The following is a 17762-nucleotide window of genomic DNA, read 5'->3' as shown; positions in this document are numbered from 1 at the left end:
ATTTGAAAGAAACCTTCTTTTTCAAGGCGATAAGAATTATTTACGATTCCTTTTCTTTCGTGAATTTGGTTTCTTTTTTCGTCCATACGGTGTATCTTTCAGCATCTTTTCTTTACGTTCTAGGTCCTTTTGCTTTTTACTTTTTGGTTTTGTATAAACTGTTTTATCTCGCTCATGGGCCGTAAGTGCTAATGATGTCTTTTTCGCAGTGCTTGATTTAGGTTCATCAATGACGGCAATTGTCCTGTGATCACTCCTTCCTTCAGATGGTCCTTCGCCCTCTTGAAACTGTCTTAACTCTGTCTTATGGTCTGCTTCAGAGATTTCTTGAATATTTCCTTCTTTTTCCTCATTGACAGCTCCCAACGTGGGATCATTTTTTCCTAGTGCTTCCCTATTTTCAGGGAAAAATGCCTCCAGTTTATCGATGATTTCCTGATTCGTCAGTTCTACGGATTCAAGCTCCTCCTGCTCATTATTCTTCGCAATAAGAGCTCTGCGTGTGCAATTCACAATATCAGATTTTTCAACTTTCACAAATCTTCTCACTCCAGCTTTTCGAAAAATCGTCAACATCGTCAGCAAATTTAATAAAGCATCTGCTTTTTCTGTTGCTATCTTTGGATCGGCATCCCCTAAATTCCAAGTGTGTAATTTACTATTGGCATCCTCAAAAACTGAAATGATTTTATATTGCTGCCCGTCTAGCGACTCAAGAGGTGTAGTCTTTTCTTGCAGGTAATTTTTATAAAAACCTAAGATTTCATTTAACTTGTGATACATCTTAGAATTTCCAAATAATCGATGCTTAACCTGTTTCCATTCACTTTGATCAAAGTAATGTTCAAAAAGAGGACAAAAACGTCTCAACATATCTGTTGGCTCCGTATGAAGATAGATTTCACGAATCAACTCAGTAAAAAGGAGAGAAAAATCTCCGACCACTAACGAATTTCTTATCATTACCGCAATAGCATACTCTATTATCGCAGCGGCATCCTGCGTTTCTTGATAGAAAAGTTCTACTTTCTTTTGTAAGGACTCTCTCTTCATTCCAAAAATTTGTCTTTGATTTAATGGTTGTACTAACATAATTCCGCATCCTTCCTATCCTAAAATAAGTTTTCAAAATAAGATACGTCAAGACATTGAAAAAGTACGTGGATTCGAAGAAAAAATACTCTAAATAAAGCTCATTTAAAAAAAAATGAGTTTTCTAAAATGAACTAGAGAAGAAAAAAATCACTTGAGAAATTTCTCTCAAGTGATTTTAGAAGAACATTCTTAAGAAGGTCCACAAGTAACGTAGTAATCGAAATAGAATGAATAAAAGGAAAATATTTCCTAGGATAAAGCTGACAGCATTGCCAGCACTGGCTTTTAAATTGCTTAAAGTAAAGCGTCTCAAAAATCGCGGCATCGAGTTATAACCATTGCGCTTCAAGCGGAAACTCTCTTCATAGGTGAGATCCAACATGTCATAATAGACGATTTGCAACGGTTCTCGTGAGAAGAAAGCTTTTGAAAAGCCGACCATCATTGTGTATTGCTTATTATTAGAGGGCAAATTGCGTACTCCCTTTTTGTTGATCCGAACCTTTTCATCGTCATCTATTACATTGTAGCTGTACTCTTCCTCTTGAATCTTATGAATCTGCACTTCCGGCTGATTTTCTGCAAGAAAAGCCTGATAAATTTCTGGAAATTTCTGCTTTTCCAAAAAAAGATATACGCCTAATCCAGCAATAAGTAGCATCAACACAACATTTAGAAATAAATTATCCTGAAAAATTCCACTGTATGCTAAAAGAATGATAAGAGCGACTCCGCAAATAACCAGACGCTTCCAATAATAGTTTTGATACATTATTTTAATCGTACGTTCATAATACTCAAAATCGGATCCAGCAAAATCCATTGATTTAGCTCCCTTCCTAAAACTCTTAAATTTAGTATAGCGGAGCAAAGATAGGCTGTCAGTTCCTTTTTATCATAAAAAAGAAATCACATCATACCTTTAGACTAATTTAAAAAGTTTTTGTGAAAACCATTACTTTTTTTCGCTCCCCCCTGTCATAATCATTTTGTGGGAGTATAATGAATAGTGTAAAAACGATTACGTTTAATCAAGTGAAGGGGTACACTTATGAAGATCGCCATCATTTTCTCAACCATAATACTTGTTCTAGCAAATTTTTATCTTTTTCTCGTTTATTTCAAAGAGAAGAAGATTGATGATAAATTGGAACGTCTAGCTGTGATGTTCGGTACCAATATGAGTGTATTATTTGTCGATAGCTTGATTCTTTTCTTTGGTGCTTTAGCAGAAGAAGGTCTATTCTTAATGACAATCTTAAGTGATTTCTAAAAAATCTGCGTCCCATATTAGGACGCAGATTTTTATTGTTTTACAAAGCCATACTCAAGAATCTCTAGCTTGCGCTTTAAACGATCAATTAACGGCAGAAAATCTTCAATCGTTTTCCACTCAGGATGTTGCACTAGCTCCTGTTGGATCTTTGTCGTCTCATTCGTCAATACTGCATAGATAATCTCCAAGACATCTTGTTCCTGAACCTCTTCTCGCAAGGGAAGCTTGCTGATTACCTCATCGGTCAGCGTCAAACTTCGATTAATATCCGTATTAAATCGTTCAGTCATAGCTTTTCGTAATGGTTCAGGCAACAAGGGCATTTCCGCATAAGCCTTCATTATAAAATCGAACTCCATTGGATATTTTAGCTGCAATTCAATCTTATATTTGGTAGCGTCCACTACCATCTCTAGTAAATCCGAAGCCTTCGTCCAGTCCGAATAATCGATTTGTTGATATAAAAATTCGGAAGCATAACGATACGTTTCTTGATATAAACCGCCTTTATTTCCATAATAATGAAACAATAATCCTTTTGATACACCCGCTTCTTCAGCGATTTCATCAGTCTTGGTTTCACGGTAGCCATACTGCCCGAATAGTTTGGCACTGGAAGCTAGAATGCTTTTTTCCTTCTGCGGATCTTTTGCTATTTTCTTCATCCGAATCACCCCAAATCTCGCTTATTATAGCCCAAGATGCCCAGAACCGTTAAAACTAGAAAAGCAGCGGTTAAAAAAATCACTACTGTATTATCAGCGTTTTCTGTCGGAACTTTTCCCACCCAGCCAAAAGGTGAGATATTCGCTACATCATCAGAAAGATTTAATAACGGACCTAACATTTTGACCAAAACACTAGCAGCCAAGTAAAGCCAGAGAATATTGGTTAATTTCGGAAAAGCTCCTGTGAAGAATATAGCGATTCCCACAAAGAATAATGTCGCAGGTAAAAAACCTAACAGCACTTGCCAAAAGTATTTAATCGCGAGGGGATCATCCATCATCCCATTTCCAATAAAGAACGCTCCGGCTAAAGTCCCTGTAAAAACGAGAATACTCACAAAGGTTCCCACGCCGAAATAGCTCAGTGCCAGACGAGTCTTAGAAATACTTTTTGAGTGCAAAATTTCTAAATAGCCTTTTTTATCGTCTGATTTCAAACGGAAAATAATCAATATCCCGCTGATAGCAGCGATCGCTACAAAAAACAGTGCCAACATATTTAAATAGTTTAAGATCAACTCTCGATTGGCTGCATTGATTTGAGTCACACCAAGTATTTTCCGATAGGTCGGATTACTCCCTATGATATCTCCGATCGTACTAAAAACCGAACCATAGGCCGCACCTAATATAACCCCGCCAAATACCCAACCGATAATACTATTGCGTTCTATCGTAAGAACCAGGCCTAATGGAGAAGACAACAGTTTCCCTGCTTTAGGCTTTCCATTTCGAGCCGCTAAAATACCACTACCTATGTCTCGCCTTTCTACAATCTTGACAGCAATCAATAAACAAATAAGACCTAAGCCTATCATCAAAGCGATTGGCAGCCAATGATCATGAGTATAAATTGCTGTCTTTTGAATCCAGCCAACAGGTGATAGCCACGTCCATCTAGGATCTGTCACATCCGTAATCATCCGGATAATATAGAAGAAGCCATACAATCCATAACTCATAAAGCTCGCACTGCGAGAATTATTTGCCAGTTGTGCCATTAATAAGCTGATAAAACCAAACATCATTCCACAACTAGCAAGGCCGATACCCATTAAGAAATTTCCTTGTATCGTCGCGCCATTTAAATCAGCAACAAACAAGCTGATAACATATAAAGAGCCCATCGATCCATTGATCAAAAGTATTTCAAGGATCGTTGCATAAATAGGCGCCAAGCGTCCAACTGTTCGTGATCGAACCATTTCTAATAAGCCAGAATCTTCCTCTGTTCGCGTGTTTGAGATGGCTAAGGAAATATTCATAAAAACCATGAACATCGCTAGGAATACCAACATTTCATGAGCGAAAACAGTTGCGGTCGTATATGACTTCTCTGCTGAAAATTCACCAAAAAGTGAAACCATTGCAGGTGTTTTCAAGGTTTCAACAATCGCATTGATATCTTCTTGGGTCCCAAACAGCACGTGGAACTCCATCGCTGCCGCTGCAAATAATCCCACTAAGAGCACGAGCCAGATAACATGCTTGATGCGATTTTGCTTCAAATTGGCCTTTAATAAATAGCTGGTCTTAGTTCCGCTATGCCCCATACGAATCAACTCCTTGTTTTTCGTAATAGCGCATAAATAAGTCTTCTAATGTTGGAGGCGTAGACGTTAAGTTAACAATTTGCTTATCTGCCAAAAAAATCATGATTTGCGTCATTTGTTCACGATCCACAGACAACACCGCTTGGTGATGGTTTTCTTCAGAAAAAACAACTTTATGGACCCCTGTTAACTGGTCAATCCCATCTAAAGTAGATTTGGTTTCAACGGTGATTTCTATTCTGGTTAGATGCCGCATCGAAGCTAAATCACCGGTCTCAATAATCTCACCTTCGCGAATGATGGCGATTCGATCACACATCTTTTCTACTTCCGATAAAATATGACTGGAAAGCAAGATGCTTTTTCCTGCTTCTTTCAGCTTCAACACCTCCTCCTGAAAGGATTTCTCATTCAGAGGATCTAAGCCAGAAGTTGGTTCATCAAAGATATACAATTCCGCTTCCTGTGAAAGTGCGGCTATCAATGCTATTTTCTGACGATTTCCTTTTGAGTAGGTTCGCGCTTTTTTCTTCGGGTCCAACTGGAACTTCTCAATCAGCTCTTCTGTTTTCTGCGTACGTTTCTGTCCGTTTAACCGTAGAAGCAGGTCAATGATTTCACCACCAGTTAGATTCGGCCATAGGTAAACATCGCCAGGTACATAGGCAATCCCCTTGTGAATCTCCGTATCCTCCTTCCAGACACCCTTTCCAAAAATCGTTGCTTCACCACCAGACTTCTTCAACATTCCCAATAGAATTCGAATGGTCGTTGATTTTCCCGAACCATTTGGTCCAATAAATCCTAATACCTCACCTTTTTTTACATCAAAGGTGACATCCTTCAAGGCTTGGAATTTCCCAAATTTTTTCTCTACTTTACTCAATGATACGATTTGATTATCCATCGTTCTCCCTCCTCTTCCAAACGTTCCCCTATTCAACATTCAATACTATAAATAGAGCATATACTTCCTTGACTAGCCAGTCAATTCAATCTCACTTTTTTTCATCTTTAGAAAAAAAGTGAGAAAAATAGCTTTATTCCCTTATTTCTCGTATTTTAAGAAGAAATAAAGTATCATGGAGAAAACTTTTTGTAAGGAGTGCCAAATGCGTATTCTTAAGAAATTCTCCCCGTTATTTTTGATTCTTGCGGTCATTGGGGATTTTTCATTGCCTTATTATCTAGGTCGGTCCTATCCTGGTTTTGACCAAATGACAATGATTATTAGCCAGTTGGGTGAATCCACTAGTCCTGTCCAAACATATTTCAACAATGGTTCGATCATCACAGGCAGCTTGTTCATCTTATCAAGTATAGGGGTCTATGACTTTTTTCAATCTGAATCAAAGGGTTTAGCACAAATTGTAGCGGGTGCGATCGCACTCTATGGTTTTGGCGACTGTCTCTTGACAGGTTTAATAAAAATCAGTGATACCGCTAGTTTCTTTAATCCTGCTTACTTTCTACATGCAGCCTTCTCTGGAATAGCCATGGTAGCGATGATGTTCGTTCCGCTACTATTGGCTTATCAAGCTAGTCTGAAGCGTCAGAAAGTCGTTTCACTTTTTTATGCTGTTTGTTTACTTGGTTCACTCTTAGCATTGTTCCTATTTGCGGCATACTACTTACCGATCATTGGCAGTCTCTTGTCGTCTACACGCGGTTTTTGGCAGCGTCTATCACTCTTTTTCCTATATCTCCCTGCACTCAGTATTGCCTTTAGACAACTCGCTCACAAAAAAAGATGATGCGGACTTAATTGCCGCATCATCTTTTTACTTATTTTAATTTTTTTATCCCAATTTGAGCTGCTCCGATGGCGCCGGCATATTGCGACAGCTCATCACATTTTACTGGTCCTGCCACATAACGCTCCAACACTTTTGCAAAGGCCGCACTTTTTGACAGACCGCCAGTGAAAAGGACCTCTTCCCCGCGCGCGGGTCTTAGTTTAGAATACTGACTGCTGATCCGCTGAGCAATAGAATGAAGAACACCTAGTGCGATATCCTCCCGATTCTCTCCTTTTGAGATCAAACTAATGACTTCTGATTCAGCGAAGACTGTGCACATACTGTTGATGGTGACTGGCTGCGCCTCTTGAACAAATTGATCCAAGTCGCAAATATCTTCACCTAGTGTCCGCATCATAACCTCTACGAAACGTCCAGTACCAGCCGCACAACGATCATTCATACTGAATTCCGTCACGTTTCCTTTCCCATTTAGCTGAATCGTCTTGCAATCTTGTCCGCCTATATCAATGACCTGTCTCACTCCAGGACGTAAAAATTCGGCACCTTTACCATGACAGGTAATCTCCGTAACGACTAGATCCGCTGGCAGAAGTTTTCTGCCGTACCCCGTTGTCACAAGCTTCACATCACTCAGTTCATCGTTTCGTTTAAAATAATCAACAACCTCCGACATCGCTTTTTTGGGATTTCCAGCAGTAGGGATTAAATATTTATCGATCAATTCCTCACCGGAAAAAAGTACGCCTTTTGTTGTCGTAGAACCAGAATCTAATCCTATTGTGTACATACAGTCTCTTCCTCTAACATTTCGATAAATGCGGTCACGCGTGTGTTGATTTGTTCGATATCTGAAGTTGAATAATCTGTCTCTAAATACATGTAAGGGATTTGTTTCTCCTCATTCAAGAAACGTTTGATTTTCAAGGATTCCACAGAAAATGGAATACAGTTTTGCAAGACCATATCGATTACCCCATCAACCTGATAATCATCGATCATTTGACTCAGCAGCTCTTTTCGCGGCTGATTATTCGACATACAGGCACAGCCGATATTGATATATTTATCTGTCAATGCTTGGTAAACATCCTCTTCTGTCTCATCAACTAAGCGTTCAACAGCCTTCGCTACCGTACAATTCTCGTACGCCACTACTAACCCGCCATTTTCTTCAATCGCCCGAATGACTTTTTCCGTAACGCCCCCCATTGGTGAACCGGTTATTAAAATGCGCGGTTTGGCATCCAAACGTTCGCCGGCCTCATACTTTTCTTTTACTTTAGCGGTCGTCTCTTCCAACATTTGAATTACTTCTTCTTTATCAAACTTGTATTGTGATCCATACATCACTTGGAAAATTTCTTGTCCAGTGATTGCTGGCGGATTCAATTGCCCTAAACGATAGAAATCTTGCTTCGCCTGACGCTCACGGTTTTTCAAGACGATTGCTTCACTAATCTTCTCATCCGTGATTTCAACATCTAAGAAATCCTCCAGCTTTTCTTTAAAGCGAACCAACTCGCTGTACCATAATTTTTTACTCTCTTCGGTATCACGCATATGAGGCAATTGCATCAAATAAGTATCCTTGAACTCCTCCATATACTCATACATTTTTTTCTTACCATCGCAGGTCGTCTCACCAACAACTAAATCAGAAAAATAGAAATACGGGCACTTGTCGGTTTTACCGAACCCGTAACTCGATTTGATCAAAGGACACAAATTCCGTGGCAAATCTTCTTCCGCATCGGGAATTGTCTCATCTGAAGTCGAACACAGACTAATCTGGATCGCTCCGCCTGCAAGCACCAATTCCTCCGGCATGAAAGTACAATAGACCCCCACAACCGGCTTGCCCTGCTCTTTAATTTCTTTAACTGTTAAAAATCCCTGTCTTCTTGCTTCTCCAAATTCATCAAAAATCTCTGGTAAGCTCGTTCTTAATTCCATGTTATCCATTCCTTCCCATTTTGAGGATTTTCTCTTTAGATTTCTTCTAAATCACCTGATACTCCGCAATTCAGTTTTTCCTCCAACAGAAAAAGAGCACACCAAAGAAGGCTGCTCCTGGATAATTTTTTAGCTTAATCGATCCGAGGAGGAAAAATATTTAATTGACGCGCTTAGAACCTCTAAGTTTTGCGGTACTCAAAGTCATCGCTTAAACATTTCTTCCACCTCCAGATGTATTGCTTCAAATTTTCGATAGATGCTCATCTAACGCATCCACAAAGTTTGTGTAAACACTTACAATCACTCCCTAAGTATAACGAAGGGAATTTTTTCCCGCAATACTTCCAAAAGAGAATCGTTCTCACTCTGCTTTCTCATTGTCAGTATCTATAAACAATTAAAAAAACTGTAGTATGTTAATTGTGTCACCTCAAAGGATCTGATCCACGAGCTTTATAACTTGCCCGCTCATCAAACGGTCATCGTCACAAATCGCTATACTCTTATCCATTTTCTTGCTGATAACATCTGTGTATTATCCTCGAATTTGACCAATTCCACTCAGTTATTTGGTTTGTCTATATCAGTCAAAAAAACTGCCGTAAGTGGTTTACGACAGTTTTCGTTATTCGTATTAAGATTTTTTTCGGTTAAATAGGAAATACATCCCTGCTAATAAGGCACAGGAAACAAATGATATCAAATGCCCATTGCTCAGACCTCTTAACAAATGGTGGATAAAATTGTCTTCCACCAGCATTGTACCGGCTGTATAAGCGATCAATAACGCTCCGATCCAGATCAACCAAGGGAAACGATTCATCAGTCTCAAAATAATCTGGCTGCCAAAAATCACAATCGGTATACTGATAATCAAGCCTAACACGGCTAAACCGAAATGCCCATCGGCTACACCAGCAATCGCCAAAACATTGTCCAGACTCATGACCAGATCCGCAATAATAATCGTGCGAACTGCAGATAAGAGCGTCATCTCACTCTTCACAGCTGCCTCCTCGCCATTTGATTTCAATAAGTCATACGCGATGTAAAACAGCAAGACGGCTCCAACGATTTTTACATATGGAACCGTCAATAATTCAACCGCGATCAGCATTAATAGAATTCGCAGAACAACCGCTCCTGCTGTTCCAATCACGATTGCTTTATTCTGTGAACTGGCTGGAAGCTTGCGAGTAGCTAAAGCAATCACCACCGCATTATCTCCGCTTAATACCAAATTCAATAGGATAATCGAAAGAATTTTTGATACGATTTCAATACTCATTAATTTATTCCACGCCCTTAGTTCGTATTCGAGCAGCCTTTTTCATCAGGCGTTCTCTTTTAAAACATATTTCTTGTCTAAAATAGCACGATTTACTGAAAAAAGCATGAAAATGAACTAATGTTTTCGTTTGAGCACGAGCTGTCAGCGCAGAAGCGGCAAACTGCCGGTCAACTTATTGACTTGTTTCTTATTACCGAATAATGTCAGACCGAAATAGTCAATCGCTGCTTCTGGGACATCCTTCATCTTTTCAATATATTCCTCATAGGTTTTACATCCCTGTGCGACATCAAAAAAATCGACGACCGTTACTTTTTCAAAACTTGGTTCATAGAGTCGTTCTCGCATCGTTCGTAAAAATTCCCTATTCCCTTTTAAAATCGGAATCGGGAATTCAATAATGCCCTGGTGCTGATAACCGCTTTGGTCAATGACATCTTGACCCACTACCTCAGGAAACAGTTTTCCGATCGTTACACCCATTACAGCCGTACTATTTGCAATAATTCCTAACGGCATGGATTCGTCCACTACCATCACGCATTTCAGTTCATCCATTGACATGTTATTCCTCATTTCTTTTTTCAAAAATTGTTCGATATTGGTTCGGAGTCAAGCCAATGAAGCGGCTGAAATAATTTGTAAAGTGACTCTGATCATAAAAGCCTGTCCGATCAGCGGTCTCTGTTAGACTGCAGCCTTGCTCCAATAGCTCCTTTGCCTTAACGATTCGAAACGTTTCAAGATAGCGATAAGGGGTGATTCCTTTTTCTTTGGTAAATTGACGAACCAGCGAATGCTTATTCAAATGGACGACCTCGCAAAGCTGGCCCAAAGTGATTTTCTGATCATAATGAGTTTCCAAATAGCCGCACACCTGTGCAATCGTCTCCTGTTCCTCTGTTGTTGTGACAGGAGTTTTTTGAGTATACCGCAGCAATTCTTCAAGAAACAAAAGAAACAGTGTCTCCCTCTCTTCTTTCTCTCCTTGCTTCATGATGGCATCATGCAAGCGTCGATAGTCTTCGGCCATACTGGTTTGTTCTTGCATTGGCGTAAGAAATTTAGGCAGTTCGCTGCCTGTGAAGGGCTGAAAGGGCTCCTTCTTAATATTGATGCAAAGATAGGTTAGGCGTTCACCATCGACTCCCTCACAGCTATGATTATCATAAGGATTGAAGGTAATGAGGTCTCCAGGAACTAAGACATACTCCTTACCATTGACCACTAGCCTCCGTTCCCCCTCTTCAATCAACCCTACTACGTAATAATCATGAAAGTGATTGGGAAAGTTTTGCGACACGCCTGTAAAAGAATACGCTTCTACATTTAAGTCTGCATCGTAGCAGATAATTTTTTGATTCAACGTCTCGCCTCCTTGTTTTCCTTATTGTATCAAGTCTTTTCCTCGATCGCTTGGAAGATATTGACTATTTAAGAAAAGACTGATTTTTATGGTATGATCAAAAGAAAGGAATGGAGGCGGATACATTTGAAGCATAAAGATCATTATAATGATCAATACATTTTAGATTTATCAGAAAAGCTGTCTAGGGCACAGCCAGACTTTAACAGAGAAAATTTTACATCTGAGCTCATTGGTAACCTGGAGGACAAAGAATTATTTGCTCGGTTTGATTTCATCGTTGACGCTCTGGAAAAGAATTTAAAGGGAGAGTACGAAGAAAGAATCCACGTCTTCCAGCAAATCCTCGGTCCTGAACTGGAACAAGCGACAGGAATGTTTAGCTTTGGCTGGTGGCTCTGGCCCATCGGCCGCTATGTTGAGCGTCACGGCAATGAAGATTGGAAAGTTTCGTTGGCCTTTTTAAAAGAATTAACGAAGCGCTTTACAGGAGAATATGCGATTCGTCCACTGCTAAAGGAGCATCCTAAGGAAATCATGGATGAATTGATCTTATGGAGCAAAGAAGACAATGTTCATGTACGCCGCTTAGCTTGTGAAGGCGTTCGAATCCGCTTGCCTTGGTCGGAAAAGCTCTACGTCGCGATTGACGAGTTTGCGCGCTATTCCGAAATTTTGACGAATTTGAAGGACGATCCTGAGAAATTTGTTCAAAAAAGTGTCGGCAATAATTTGAATGACCTCTACAAAGATGCTCCTGAAAAAGCCGATCAGCTGATTAACGAATGGCGCAAAACACCTTCGAGTAAAGCACAAGAATGGATTATTAAACATGGTCGCAGGAATCAAAAATAGTATAAAAATACTTCCTTCAAATGGATTGAAGGAAGCATTTTTGCTTTAGTTTACTTTTTTCAAACGTTTAAGTGCAAATGCTGCGAGCACCATGAAGCTACCAATCACGGTCACAGTCAGACTAGTTGATTCTTCGCCTGTTTTCGGTAATTGTTTGCTACTTTGTGTCGTCGTACGAACTGGCGTTGCCTTTTTATTAGCCATATTGGTCACTTTGTTTCCAGTGCCAGCTACATTTTTCGTGTCTCCAGTTGGATTGACTGGCTCTGCGTTTGGACGATTTTTCACCGTCAAAGTGATCGCTTTTGTACTTGTTTCACCTTCTGGGGTAGACGCGTAGAACTCAATCGCATGTTCCCCAGTTTCTACTAATGTATTATCCGCAAGTTTTACCTTAATCTCTCCATTAGTCACTTTAAATCCATCGATCGTATCATCAGGATTTTCTGTTTTCGCCCAAGCTAGGATCATATCTTCATCTAATTTATCGCCAACGTACATAACTTTATTGTCTACTAAAATTTTTGGTGTACGCTTTTCAGCTTTTTCAGTTACCTTTACATCCATCGTTTTCGTAACAGTTGCACCCGTTGAAGCCAATGCAGTATACGTCACTTTGTAGTCCCCTGTTTTCGTCGTGTCTACATTTGAATCTGCCCAAACACCAACTCCGCCAGTCGCACTTGCTTTTGCAAGTTTCTCTTCTTTACCTGAAGCATTCAATACATATGCTTGCGCAAAGCTGTAAGGATCAAAGTCTTGTCCTAGTTCAAGCGTCAACGTTGATTGCGCATCTAAACGAATTGTATCCTTCGTGTCAAGAACGGTGATGTTTACTGTTTTTTTAGTCACTGTGTTGTATTCAGAAACCACAGAAATCTGAACTGCTAAAGTTCCCGGTTTCTCTGTTGAGTGATTTCCCGCTACCGCAATATTCGCTGCTGCGGTAGGCACTGTTGTACCATCCGGTTTTCTGATAACAATTCGCTCACGAATCGCTTGGATGTAGTCACTGCCTTTTGGCAAACTAAAATCAGCGATCTCAATTGCATACATCCCAATATTGTCTTCAACTACTCGAATAATCGCCCATTGATTTGTGGTATTTCCCTGTGAGTTTGTTACGGAATATTTCAATAAATATTCGCCAACTTTACTTGTATCAACCGTTCCTTCACAGGTGATCTTAGCCGTTAAATCACCATCCTTTTTATCGGTCGCGCTGACCCCTTCCATTGGATTGAATTTGCTGCCTTTTCTAATTGACTGAGTTGGTAGAAAATTGATCGCCGGGTGTGTATCCGTTGGTTCATTTGAAGGAAATTCTTCAACATCCAAAGGCTTTACGTCAACTTTATCTGTGCTAGTAGTCGTTGTTTCAGTAGATTTCTCCGACTCTTTACTTGCGGGTACCTCTGTTTTCGGTTTTTCCGCAGGTTTTACTGTGCCGCTTTCAGTCGTCGGCTTCGTTTCTTTTCCGCCTGTCGTCTGACTGCTGCTTCCAGTCGAAGTACTTGGTTTCTTAGCAGGCGTACTTGGAACAGTCGGTTTCTCTTTTGACGGAGTAGGAACGCTCGGTTGAGGCTTTGCAGCTTCCTCAGCAGGCTTTGCCACCTCACTTGTCGCTGTCGTTGTTTGCTGTTCTTCTGTCGCCAGTGCTGTTGGCGCAGCTAATAATGCAGGTACCAACAATCCTGCAAGTGCTGCACACGTCAATTGCTTTCTTTTCATTTTTTCTCCTTTTCCCCCTCAATGAATGAACGCTTCATTATGAAGTTTCTTCAAATCTTTTGATACCGCTCAACTCTTTAAAAATATAGAATGTTATTTCAAAAAAGTAAAACACCTTTTTCCGACTATTACCTATAGTCACCGTTTTGTTTAAAATAACAAAAATAAAAATAAGAAACGGATATTTATTTGAAGATAACATAAAACAAACGCTTTAGCAACGCTATTTTTTTCGTATGATAATTATATTTATTTTATTAAATCGATAAATAAAAGAACGTTTTTTTAAATTCTTTTTTTTAATTTATTGTTCTTTTTATTGATAGAATAAACGAATAATTAAAAATGTATTTAATATTCGAATGATCGTTCTTTAAAAATTTGTATACCATTTTTAAAGGACTACCATTCACCTTGTTTTCATCTAACGAAAAAGGAAGACACCTCAATCGGTTGTCTTCCTTTTCTTCACTAGTAGTAGGAGTAGCAATAAACAAACTCCAGAAAATAATAAATACTTGCTTTGCAGCTCCCCTGTTTTAGGATAGCTAGTGGTGACTTGAACATTCGTAATTTGTTTGGTTATATTCTTTTGTGGTTCAGTAACAGGAATTACTTGCTCCGTTGATGAATCCTGCGAACCCAAGATTCCTTCAATATAAATTGTACTTTTCATGAAATTGCTTCCTTAAATTAAGGAGCTACTGAGGTGCCATCTTTGCCTAGAGCTTCAAAAGCTAGTGTCAAGGTATGATTCGTTTTTTCGGCTTTTGCTTTATAGTATTCATCTTTTGTTGTTCCAGAATAGTTATATGAAGTTGTTTTAGCGTAACTATCGACCGTATCAGAATCTACATTCACTTTGCCTTGATTATTGGCTAATGTTAAAAAATCACCAGCAACGAAGGATTTTAAATCAACAGATTGTTCCGCATCAGCATAATCTTTTCCACTAATTTTTAACGCATCAACATTGTCTAGGTTCCCTGAATCTACAGTGAAGTCTAATACCGATACTTTAACTGCACGTCCAGAGTTATTAGTGATTGTGTAATCAGGAGACGTAATAGTTTTGTGCTGTGACTCCTTTGTTGTATAGAAAATATTTGCCGTATCTACTGTTACGTTAATCCAATCGTTCGATCCTTCATCAATATTTGGCGCGTTTTCATCCGTATTATCTTGTCCTAAAGACCCATCTACAGTGATTGAGGCCGAATCAGTTCCATTAACCTCCGCCGCAAAGACACTCGCTGCTCCGCCACTTAAAAATCCCATTAATAATAATCCGCACAAAATCTTTTTCATCTGTAATCTTCTCCTCTTTTTTTATTATTAGTTTTTGACATGAATTGTAATTTTCGCTGCAACCTCTCCCTTTTTCTCTTTTGTTTCATCATCATATAAAGAGAACTTCGCCGTAGCCGGGTAATCTCCCTTTGATAATTTCTTTTCTAATTTTACTTCTTTCACCTCATAGCCAGGTTGAATCGCACCTGAAGTATAAATCACTTCACCAGTATCATTTCGAGAAATTTCAACATTAACAGGATACGCATTATGAGCTGGATTTTGAATGGTCAGCTCTCCGGCTTTATCACTTGTTTCAAAAGTTGCCTCTGGCACAATAATCATATTGAACTTGCTGCGATCAACTTTCTCTTGTGCCATTTTCTTCAACTCACTGTCACTGATCTTTTCGGCATCTTTACCTTCTGGTAAAAATTCTCCACTTACTATCGAAACGGGTTTTTCTTCTTGTCTAGTAAAGAAATAGGCACCGATACCGCCGAAAATCAGTAATAATAGCAATAAAATCAGTAACCATTTCTCTTTTTTTTCTTGTTGTTTTTCTTCAATCATATAAATGCATTAATCCTTTCTCTCTGCCGTCATTGTTAAACGGTATTGAACCTGATGTTTTGTTTTTTCATCACCATAATAGATGCCTGAAAATCCTAGCTTTGTAGAAGAATATCCAGCTAATTCCTCAAAATTTAAAGGGGCATCCTTCAATGATTTTGTTAGTACCCCAATTGATTGATTTCCTTCTGTTAAGTTCAACAGAAGGTCCTTTTTGTTCGTTGCATCTGCCTTGGGCAATAGGTTAATGCCTGTCGGATTAGATAGTTCTTGAAAATCTGTCGCTTGGACAGTGACGGGAAAAGAACTATGGTTCTCAATCTGGTACTCCTTGGCTTCACGAATCTTTTGTTGCCCCTCAGATTTTTCTGAATAGAATGCTACTTCTACAGGAAAACTAACATTGATCATTTCTTGTTCTGTTTTAAAAGGAATTTTCAACCACTGACTCGATTGACTATCAGGGTCACAAACAATACGGACATATAGCCAGTATTCTGTTCGATCCTTCAAATCAGAAAACGTAACAGTGCTATCCAAATTAGCCGTTTGATAGTCAACAAAACCCTCGTTCTCAGTTTCAGGAGACTCTGTTTCTTTTGAATATAACTTGAAGTCTACTTCTTTTATCAGATTGTCATTTCCATGTAATTGATAGTCTGACAACTTAAAAGTCGCCTCATGTGTTGCTATCTCTTGATCGACCTTCAATAGTTCAACCGGTTGATTTAATCGATTTAAAGTTATACTTTCTGCGTTTTTCAACGTTGTCTTTTCTTCTGCTGTAAAATCAGGAGTTCTTGGTCCGACAGAGCGTGAAATCGTGTTTGTTGTGACATTCCATGTCCCATTATCACATTGCGGAGTCAGTTTTTGCGGCAAGATCGCTTCGTCAGTCACAACATCATAACGATCTGTATCTTCACCAAAAGCAGAAAAGGAGAAAATACTTGAGGAACTTGAAAAACCGATCGGGTTGTAAGTCGTTCCGGCTTTTGCCTTGAAACGGATCTGTTTCGCATTATCAATTTCAAATGTAGAATTCGTTCCAACCCCACGATCAAACACGCTTTCATCCTGACTAATATCAAAATTTCCGATAGAGTCTGGAAGAAACTTAATCGCGCTGCCAGCAGCTAATTTCATAAAGTGTGGATAAGCTACTGAAAATTCTGCTCCCTCGCCCACTGTGATAAAAGCCGGCTTATCAAAATAGTAAAAATACCCTTTATCAGCATTGGTCCCTTTCACTGAAAATTTCGAATTTTTACCTAATGTAATCACGCTATTGTTCGTTCCATCACAATAAATAAAATTATGATTAGATGTAATGTCAGCCTCTGCCTCTTCACCAACCGTTATACTGCTGGGATTTGAGGGCATCCACAGGCTACCCAGCGCGTCATTTGTATTTTGGACAATAGTCGTGTGGCTTCCTGCAACAAATTCAAAGTTGTTGCATTCCGCAAATTCTTGTCCAGTCGCCACCGAACCATCTGCCTTCTGCTGCATAAATCGATTCGTTCCATGGAAATAGATTTTGCTGTTCAGATGTCTGAGATAAAATGGTTGGGCCGTTGTGCTAGAATAATAATTTACATTTTCTATATGTAATTGCGTTGCGGAGTCACTTTGCATGATCCCGTACAACCCGCTTGCCGAAAGAGTATAATCGGGAGATCCAAAGGTCATATTTTGTAAGGTAATCGTTAAATTCGCTGTAGATGAATTGAAGGCTCGACCTCCTGTATAGGAAATTTGACGATTATTTCCATCAATGGTTACGTCTGCAGTGATCGGAACATTGGCACTTCCGATAACAAAATCCTCCTGAGAACTTGCTAATTTTATGTAGGGTTCCTTATCTTTCAATGCGGTTTGCAATTCACTTAAAGTGTTAACAATCATCCATTGTCCATCGTAAGTTTGATTCACAGCAGAGCGAGTGTGTGCAGTCTCTTCTTCCACATCAGCTCTCTCATTCTCATCAATATTATCCTCACGGTCTAAAAGATCTCCTTCTGTTGAAGTAGTTTCTTGTGTTTCTTTATCATTTAGAGAGGAATTATTCTCAGTTGAATTCTCAAGTTCTGATGAACTTTGCACCACTGTTTTTTCGGCTATAACTTCACTATCAATTGTTTCAGCCCGAACAAATTGACTATTTCCAAAATTCACGAAGAATAAAAGGAAAATAATGGGTATTCTCCATTTTCTCATTACTATCGACTCCAAAGTAGTTGTATAATTACCAATAACAGTAATATAAGCGAAATATAATAAAA

Annotated in this window: 18 protein-coding genes; 3 read left to right on the top strand and 15 right to left on the bottom strand. The window is 39.2% G+C overall.

Annotated elements, in window-relative coordinates; genetic code table 11:
* Positions 1-36 precede the first annotated feature (36 nt).
* Together RV13_RS06080 and RV13_RS06075 are read right to left on the bottom strand one after the other, a co-directional pair.
* Entirely contained in the window at positions 37-1092 is a 1056-nt protein-coding gene (locus RV13_RS06080; RefSeq protein WP_010745570.1) for a hypothetical protein, read from the bottom strand.
* Positions 1093-1270: 178 nt separating this feature from the next.
* Positions 1271-1918 carry a hypothetical protein gene (locus RV13_RS06075; RefSeq protein WP_010745569.1) on the bottom strand — a complete coding sequence of 216 codons (648 nt, stop codon included), beginning with the start codon at positions 1916-1918 and terminating at the stop codon, positions 1271-1273.
* A 228-nt stretch (positions 1919-2146) separates the two neighbouring features.
* Here RV13_RS06075 and RV13_RS06070 point away from each other — a divergent pair, with 228 nt between their 5' ends.
* Positions 2147-2368 (top strand): hypothetical protein, encoded by a 222-nt coding sequence (locus tag RV13_RS06070; RefSeq protein ID WP_010745568.1) that lies wholly within the window; start codon positions 2147-2149, stop codon positions 2366-2368.
* 32 nt (positions 2369-2400) lie between these two features.
* On the opposite strand, the gene RV13_RS06065 is transcribed toward RV13_RS06070, so the two are convergent.
* Genes RV13_RS06065 through RV13_RS06055 form a run of 3 tightly spaced genes read right to left on the bottom strand, consistent with a single transcriptional unit; the run spans position 2401 to position 5559 of the window.
* The gene (locus tag RV13_RS06065) at positions 2401-3036 is read right to left on the bottom strand and encodes a TetR/AcrR family transcriptional regulator (RefSeq protein ID WP_028020524.1); all 636 of its coding nucleotides are present in this window, start codon (positions 3034-3036) and stop codon (positions 2401-2403) included.
* A 5-nt stretch (positions 3037-3041) separates the two neighbouring features.
* Positions 3042-4652 carry an ABC transporter permease gene (locus RV13_RS06060; protein ID WP_010745566.1) on the bottom strand — a complete coding sequence of 537 codons (1611 nt, stop codon included), beginning with the start codon at positions 4650-4652 and terminating at the stop codon, positions 3042-3044.
* Positions 4642-5559, bottom strand: a complete 918-nt coding sequence (locus RV13_RS06055) for an ABC transporter ATP-binding protein (protein WP_060789089.1) — start codon at positions 5557-5559, stop codon at positions 4642-4644. Before RV13_RS06055 ends, RV13_RS06060 begins: the two co-directional genes overlap by 11 nt.
* A gap of 205 nt (positions 5560-5764) precedes the next feature.
* On the opposite strand from RV13_RS06055, the gene RV13_RS06050 reads away from it, so the two are divergent.
* Positions 5765-6406 (top strand): DUF998 domain-containing protein, encoded by a 642-nt coding sequence (locus tag RV13_RS06050; RefSeq protein ID WP_010745564.1) that lies wholly within the window; start codon positions 5765-5767, stop codon positions 6404-6406.
* 31 nt (positions 6407-6437) lie between these two features.
* Here RV13_RS06050 and RV13_RS06045 read toward each other — a convergent pair whose 3' ends face one another.
* From RV13_RS06045 to RV13_RS06025, 5 genes are all read right to left on the bottom strand, one after another.
* Positions 6438-7202, bottom strand: a complete 765-nt coding sequence (locus RV13_RS06045; protein WP_010745563.1) for an acyl-CoA dehydratase activase — start codon at positions 7200-7202, stop codon at positions 6438-6440.
* The gene (locus RV13_RS06040) at positions 7190-8368 is read right to left on the bottom strand and encodes a double-cubane-cluster-containing anaerobic reductase (protein WP_010745562.1); all 1179 of its coding nucleotides are present in this window, start codon (positions 8366-8368) and stop codon (positions 7190-7192) included. The genes RV13_RS06045 and RV13_RS06040 overlap by 13 nt, the downstream gene beginning before the upstream one ends.
* A 637-nt stretch (positions 8369-9005) precedes the next feature.
* The gene (locus RV13_RS06035) at positions 9006-9659 is read right to left on the bottom strand and encodes a TerC family protein (protein WP_028020522.1); all 654 of its coding nucleotides are present in this window, start codon (positions 9657-9659) and stop codon (positions 9006-9008) included.
* Positions 9660-9803: 144 nt separating this feature from the next.
* Positions 9804-10226 carry a DUF2000 domain-containing protein gene (locus tag RV13_RS06030; RefSeq protein ID WP_010745560.1) on the bottom strand — a complete coding sequence of 141 codons (423 nt, stop codon included), beginning with the start codon at positions 10224-10226 and terminating at the stop codon, positions 9804-9806.
* A gap of 1 nt (position 10227) precedes the next feature.
* Positions 10228-11028, bottom strand: a complete 801-nt coding sequence (locus tag RV13_RS06025; protein ID WP_010745559.1) for a helix-turn-helix domain-containing protein — start codon at positions 11026-11028, stop codon at positions 10228-10230.
* A gap of 126 nt (positions 11029-11154) precedes the next feature.
* Here RV13_RS06025 and RV13_RS06020 point away from each other — a divergent pair, with 126 nt between their 5' ends.
* Positions 11155-11883 carry a DNA alkylation repair protein gene (locus RV13_RS06020; protein ID WP_010745558.1) on the top strand — a complete coding sequence of 243 codons (729 nt, stop codon included), beginning with the start codon at positions 11155-11157 and terminating at the stop codon, positions 11881-11883.
* Positions 11884-11928: 45 nt separating this feature from the next.
* Here RV13_RS06020 and RV13_RS06015 read toward each other — a convergent pair whose 3' ends face one another.
* The 5 genes from RV13_RS06015 to RV13_RS05995 form a co-directional block, all read right to left on the bottom strand.
* Complete coding sequence (locus RV13_RS06015) at positions 11929-13614, bottom strand: immunoglobulin-like domain-containing protein (RefSeq protein WP_010745557.1); 1686 nt, start codon at positions 13612-13614, stop codon at positions 11929-11931.
* A gap of 445 nt (positions 13615-14059) precedes the next feature.
* A complete protein-coding gene (locus tag RV13_RS06010; RefSeq protein WP_010745556.1) occupies positions 14060-14290 on the bottom strand; it encodes an LPXTG cell wall anchor domain-containing protein in 231 nt (76 codons plus the stop codon).
* Between the two features lie 17 nt (positions 14291-14307).
* Entirely contained in the window at positions 14308-14922 is a 615-nt protein-coding gene (locus RV13_RS06005; RefSeq protein ID WP_010745555.1) for a hypothetical protein, read from the bottom strand.
* A 27-nt stretch (positions 14923-14949) separates the two neighbouring features.
* A complete protein-coding gene (locus tag RV13_RS06000; protein WP_010745554.1) occupies positions 14950-15477 on the bottom strand; it encodes a hypothetical protein in 528 nt (175 codons plus the stop codon).
* A gap of 9 nt (positions 15478-15486) precedes the next feature.
* The gene (locus RV13_RS05995; RefSeq protein ID WP_010745553.1) at positions 15487-17697 is read right to left on the bottom strand and encodes a pectate lyase-like adhesive domain-containing protein; all 2211 of its coding nucleotides are present in this window, start codon (positions 17695-17697) and stop codon (positions 15487-15489) included.
* Positions 17698-17762: the final 65 nt, after the last annotated feature.

It is taken from the genome of Enterococcus raffinosus (genome assembly GCF_001886185.1).
Taxonomy (GTDB): Bacteria; Bacillota; Bacilli; order Lactobacillales; family Enterococcaceae; genus Enterococcus_A; species Enterococcus_A raffinosus.
This window is presented reverse-complemented; position numbering and strand designations above follow the sequence as displayed.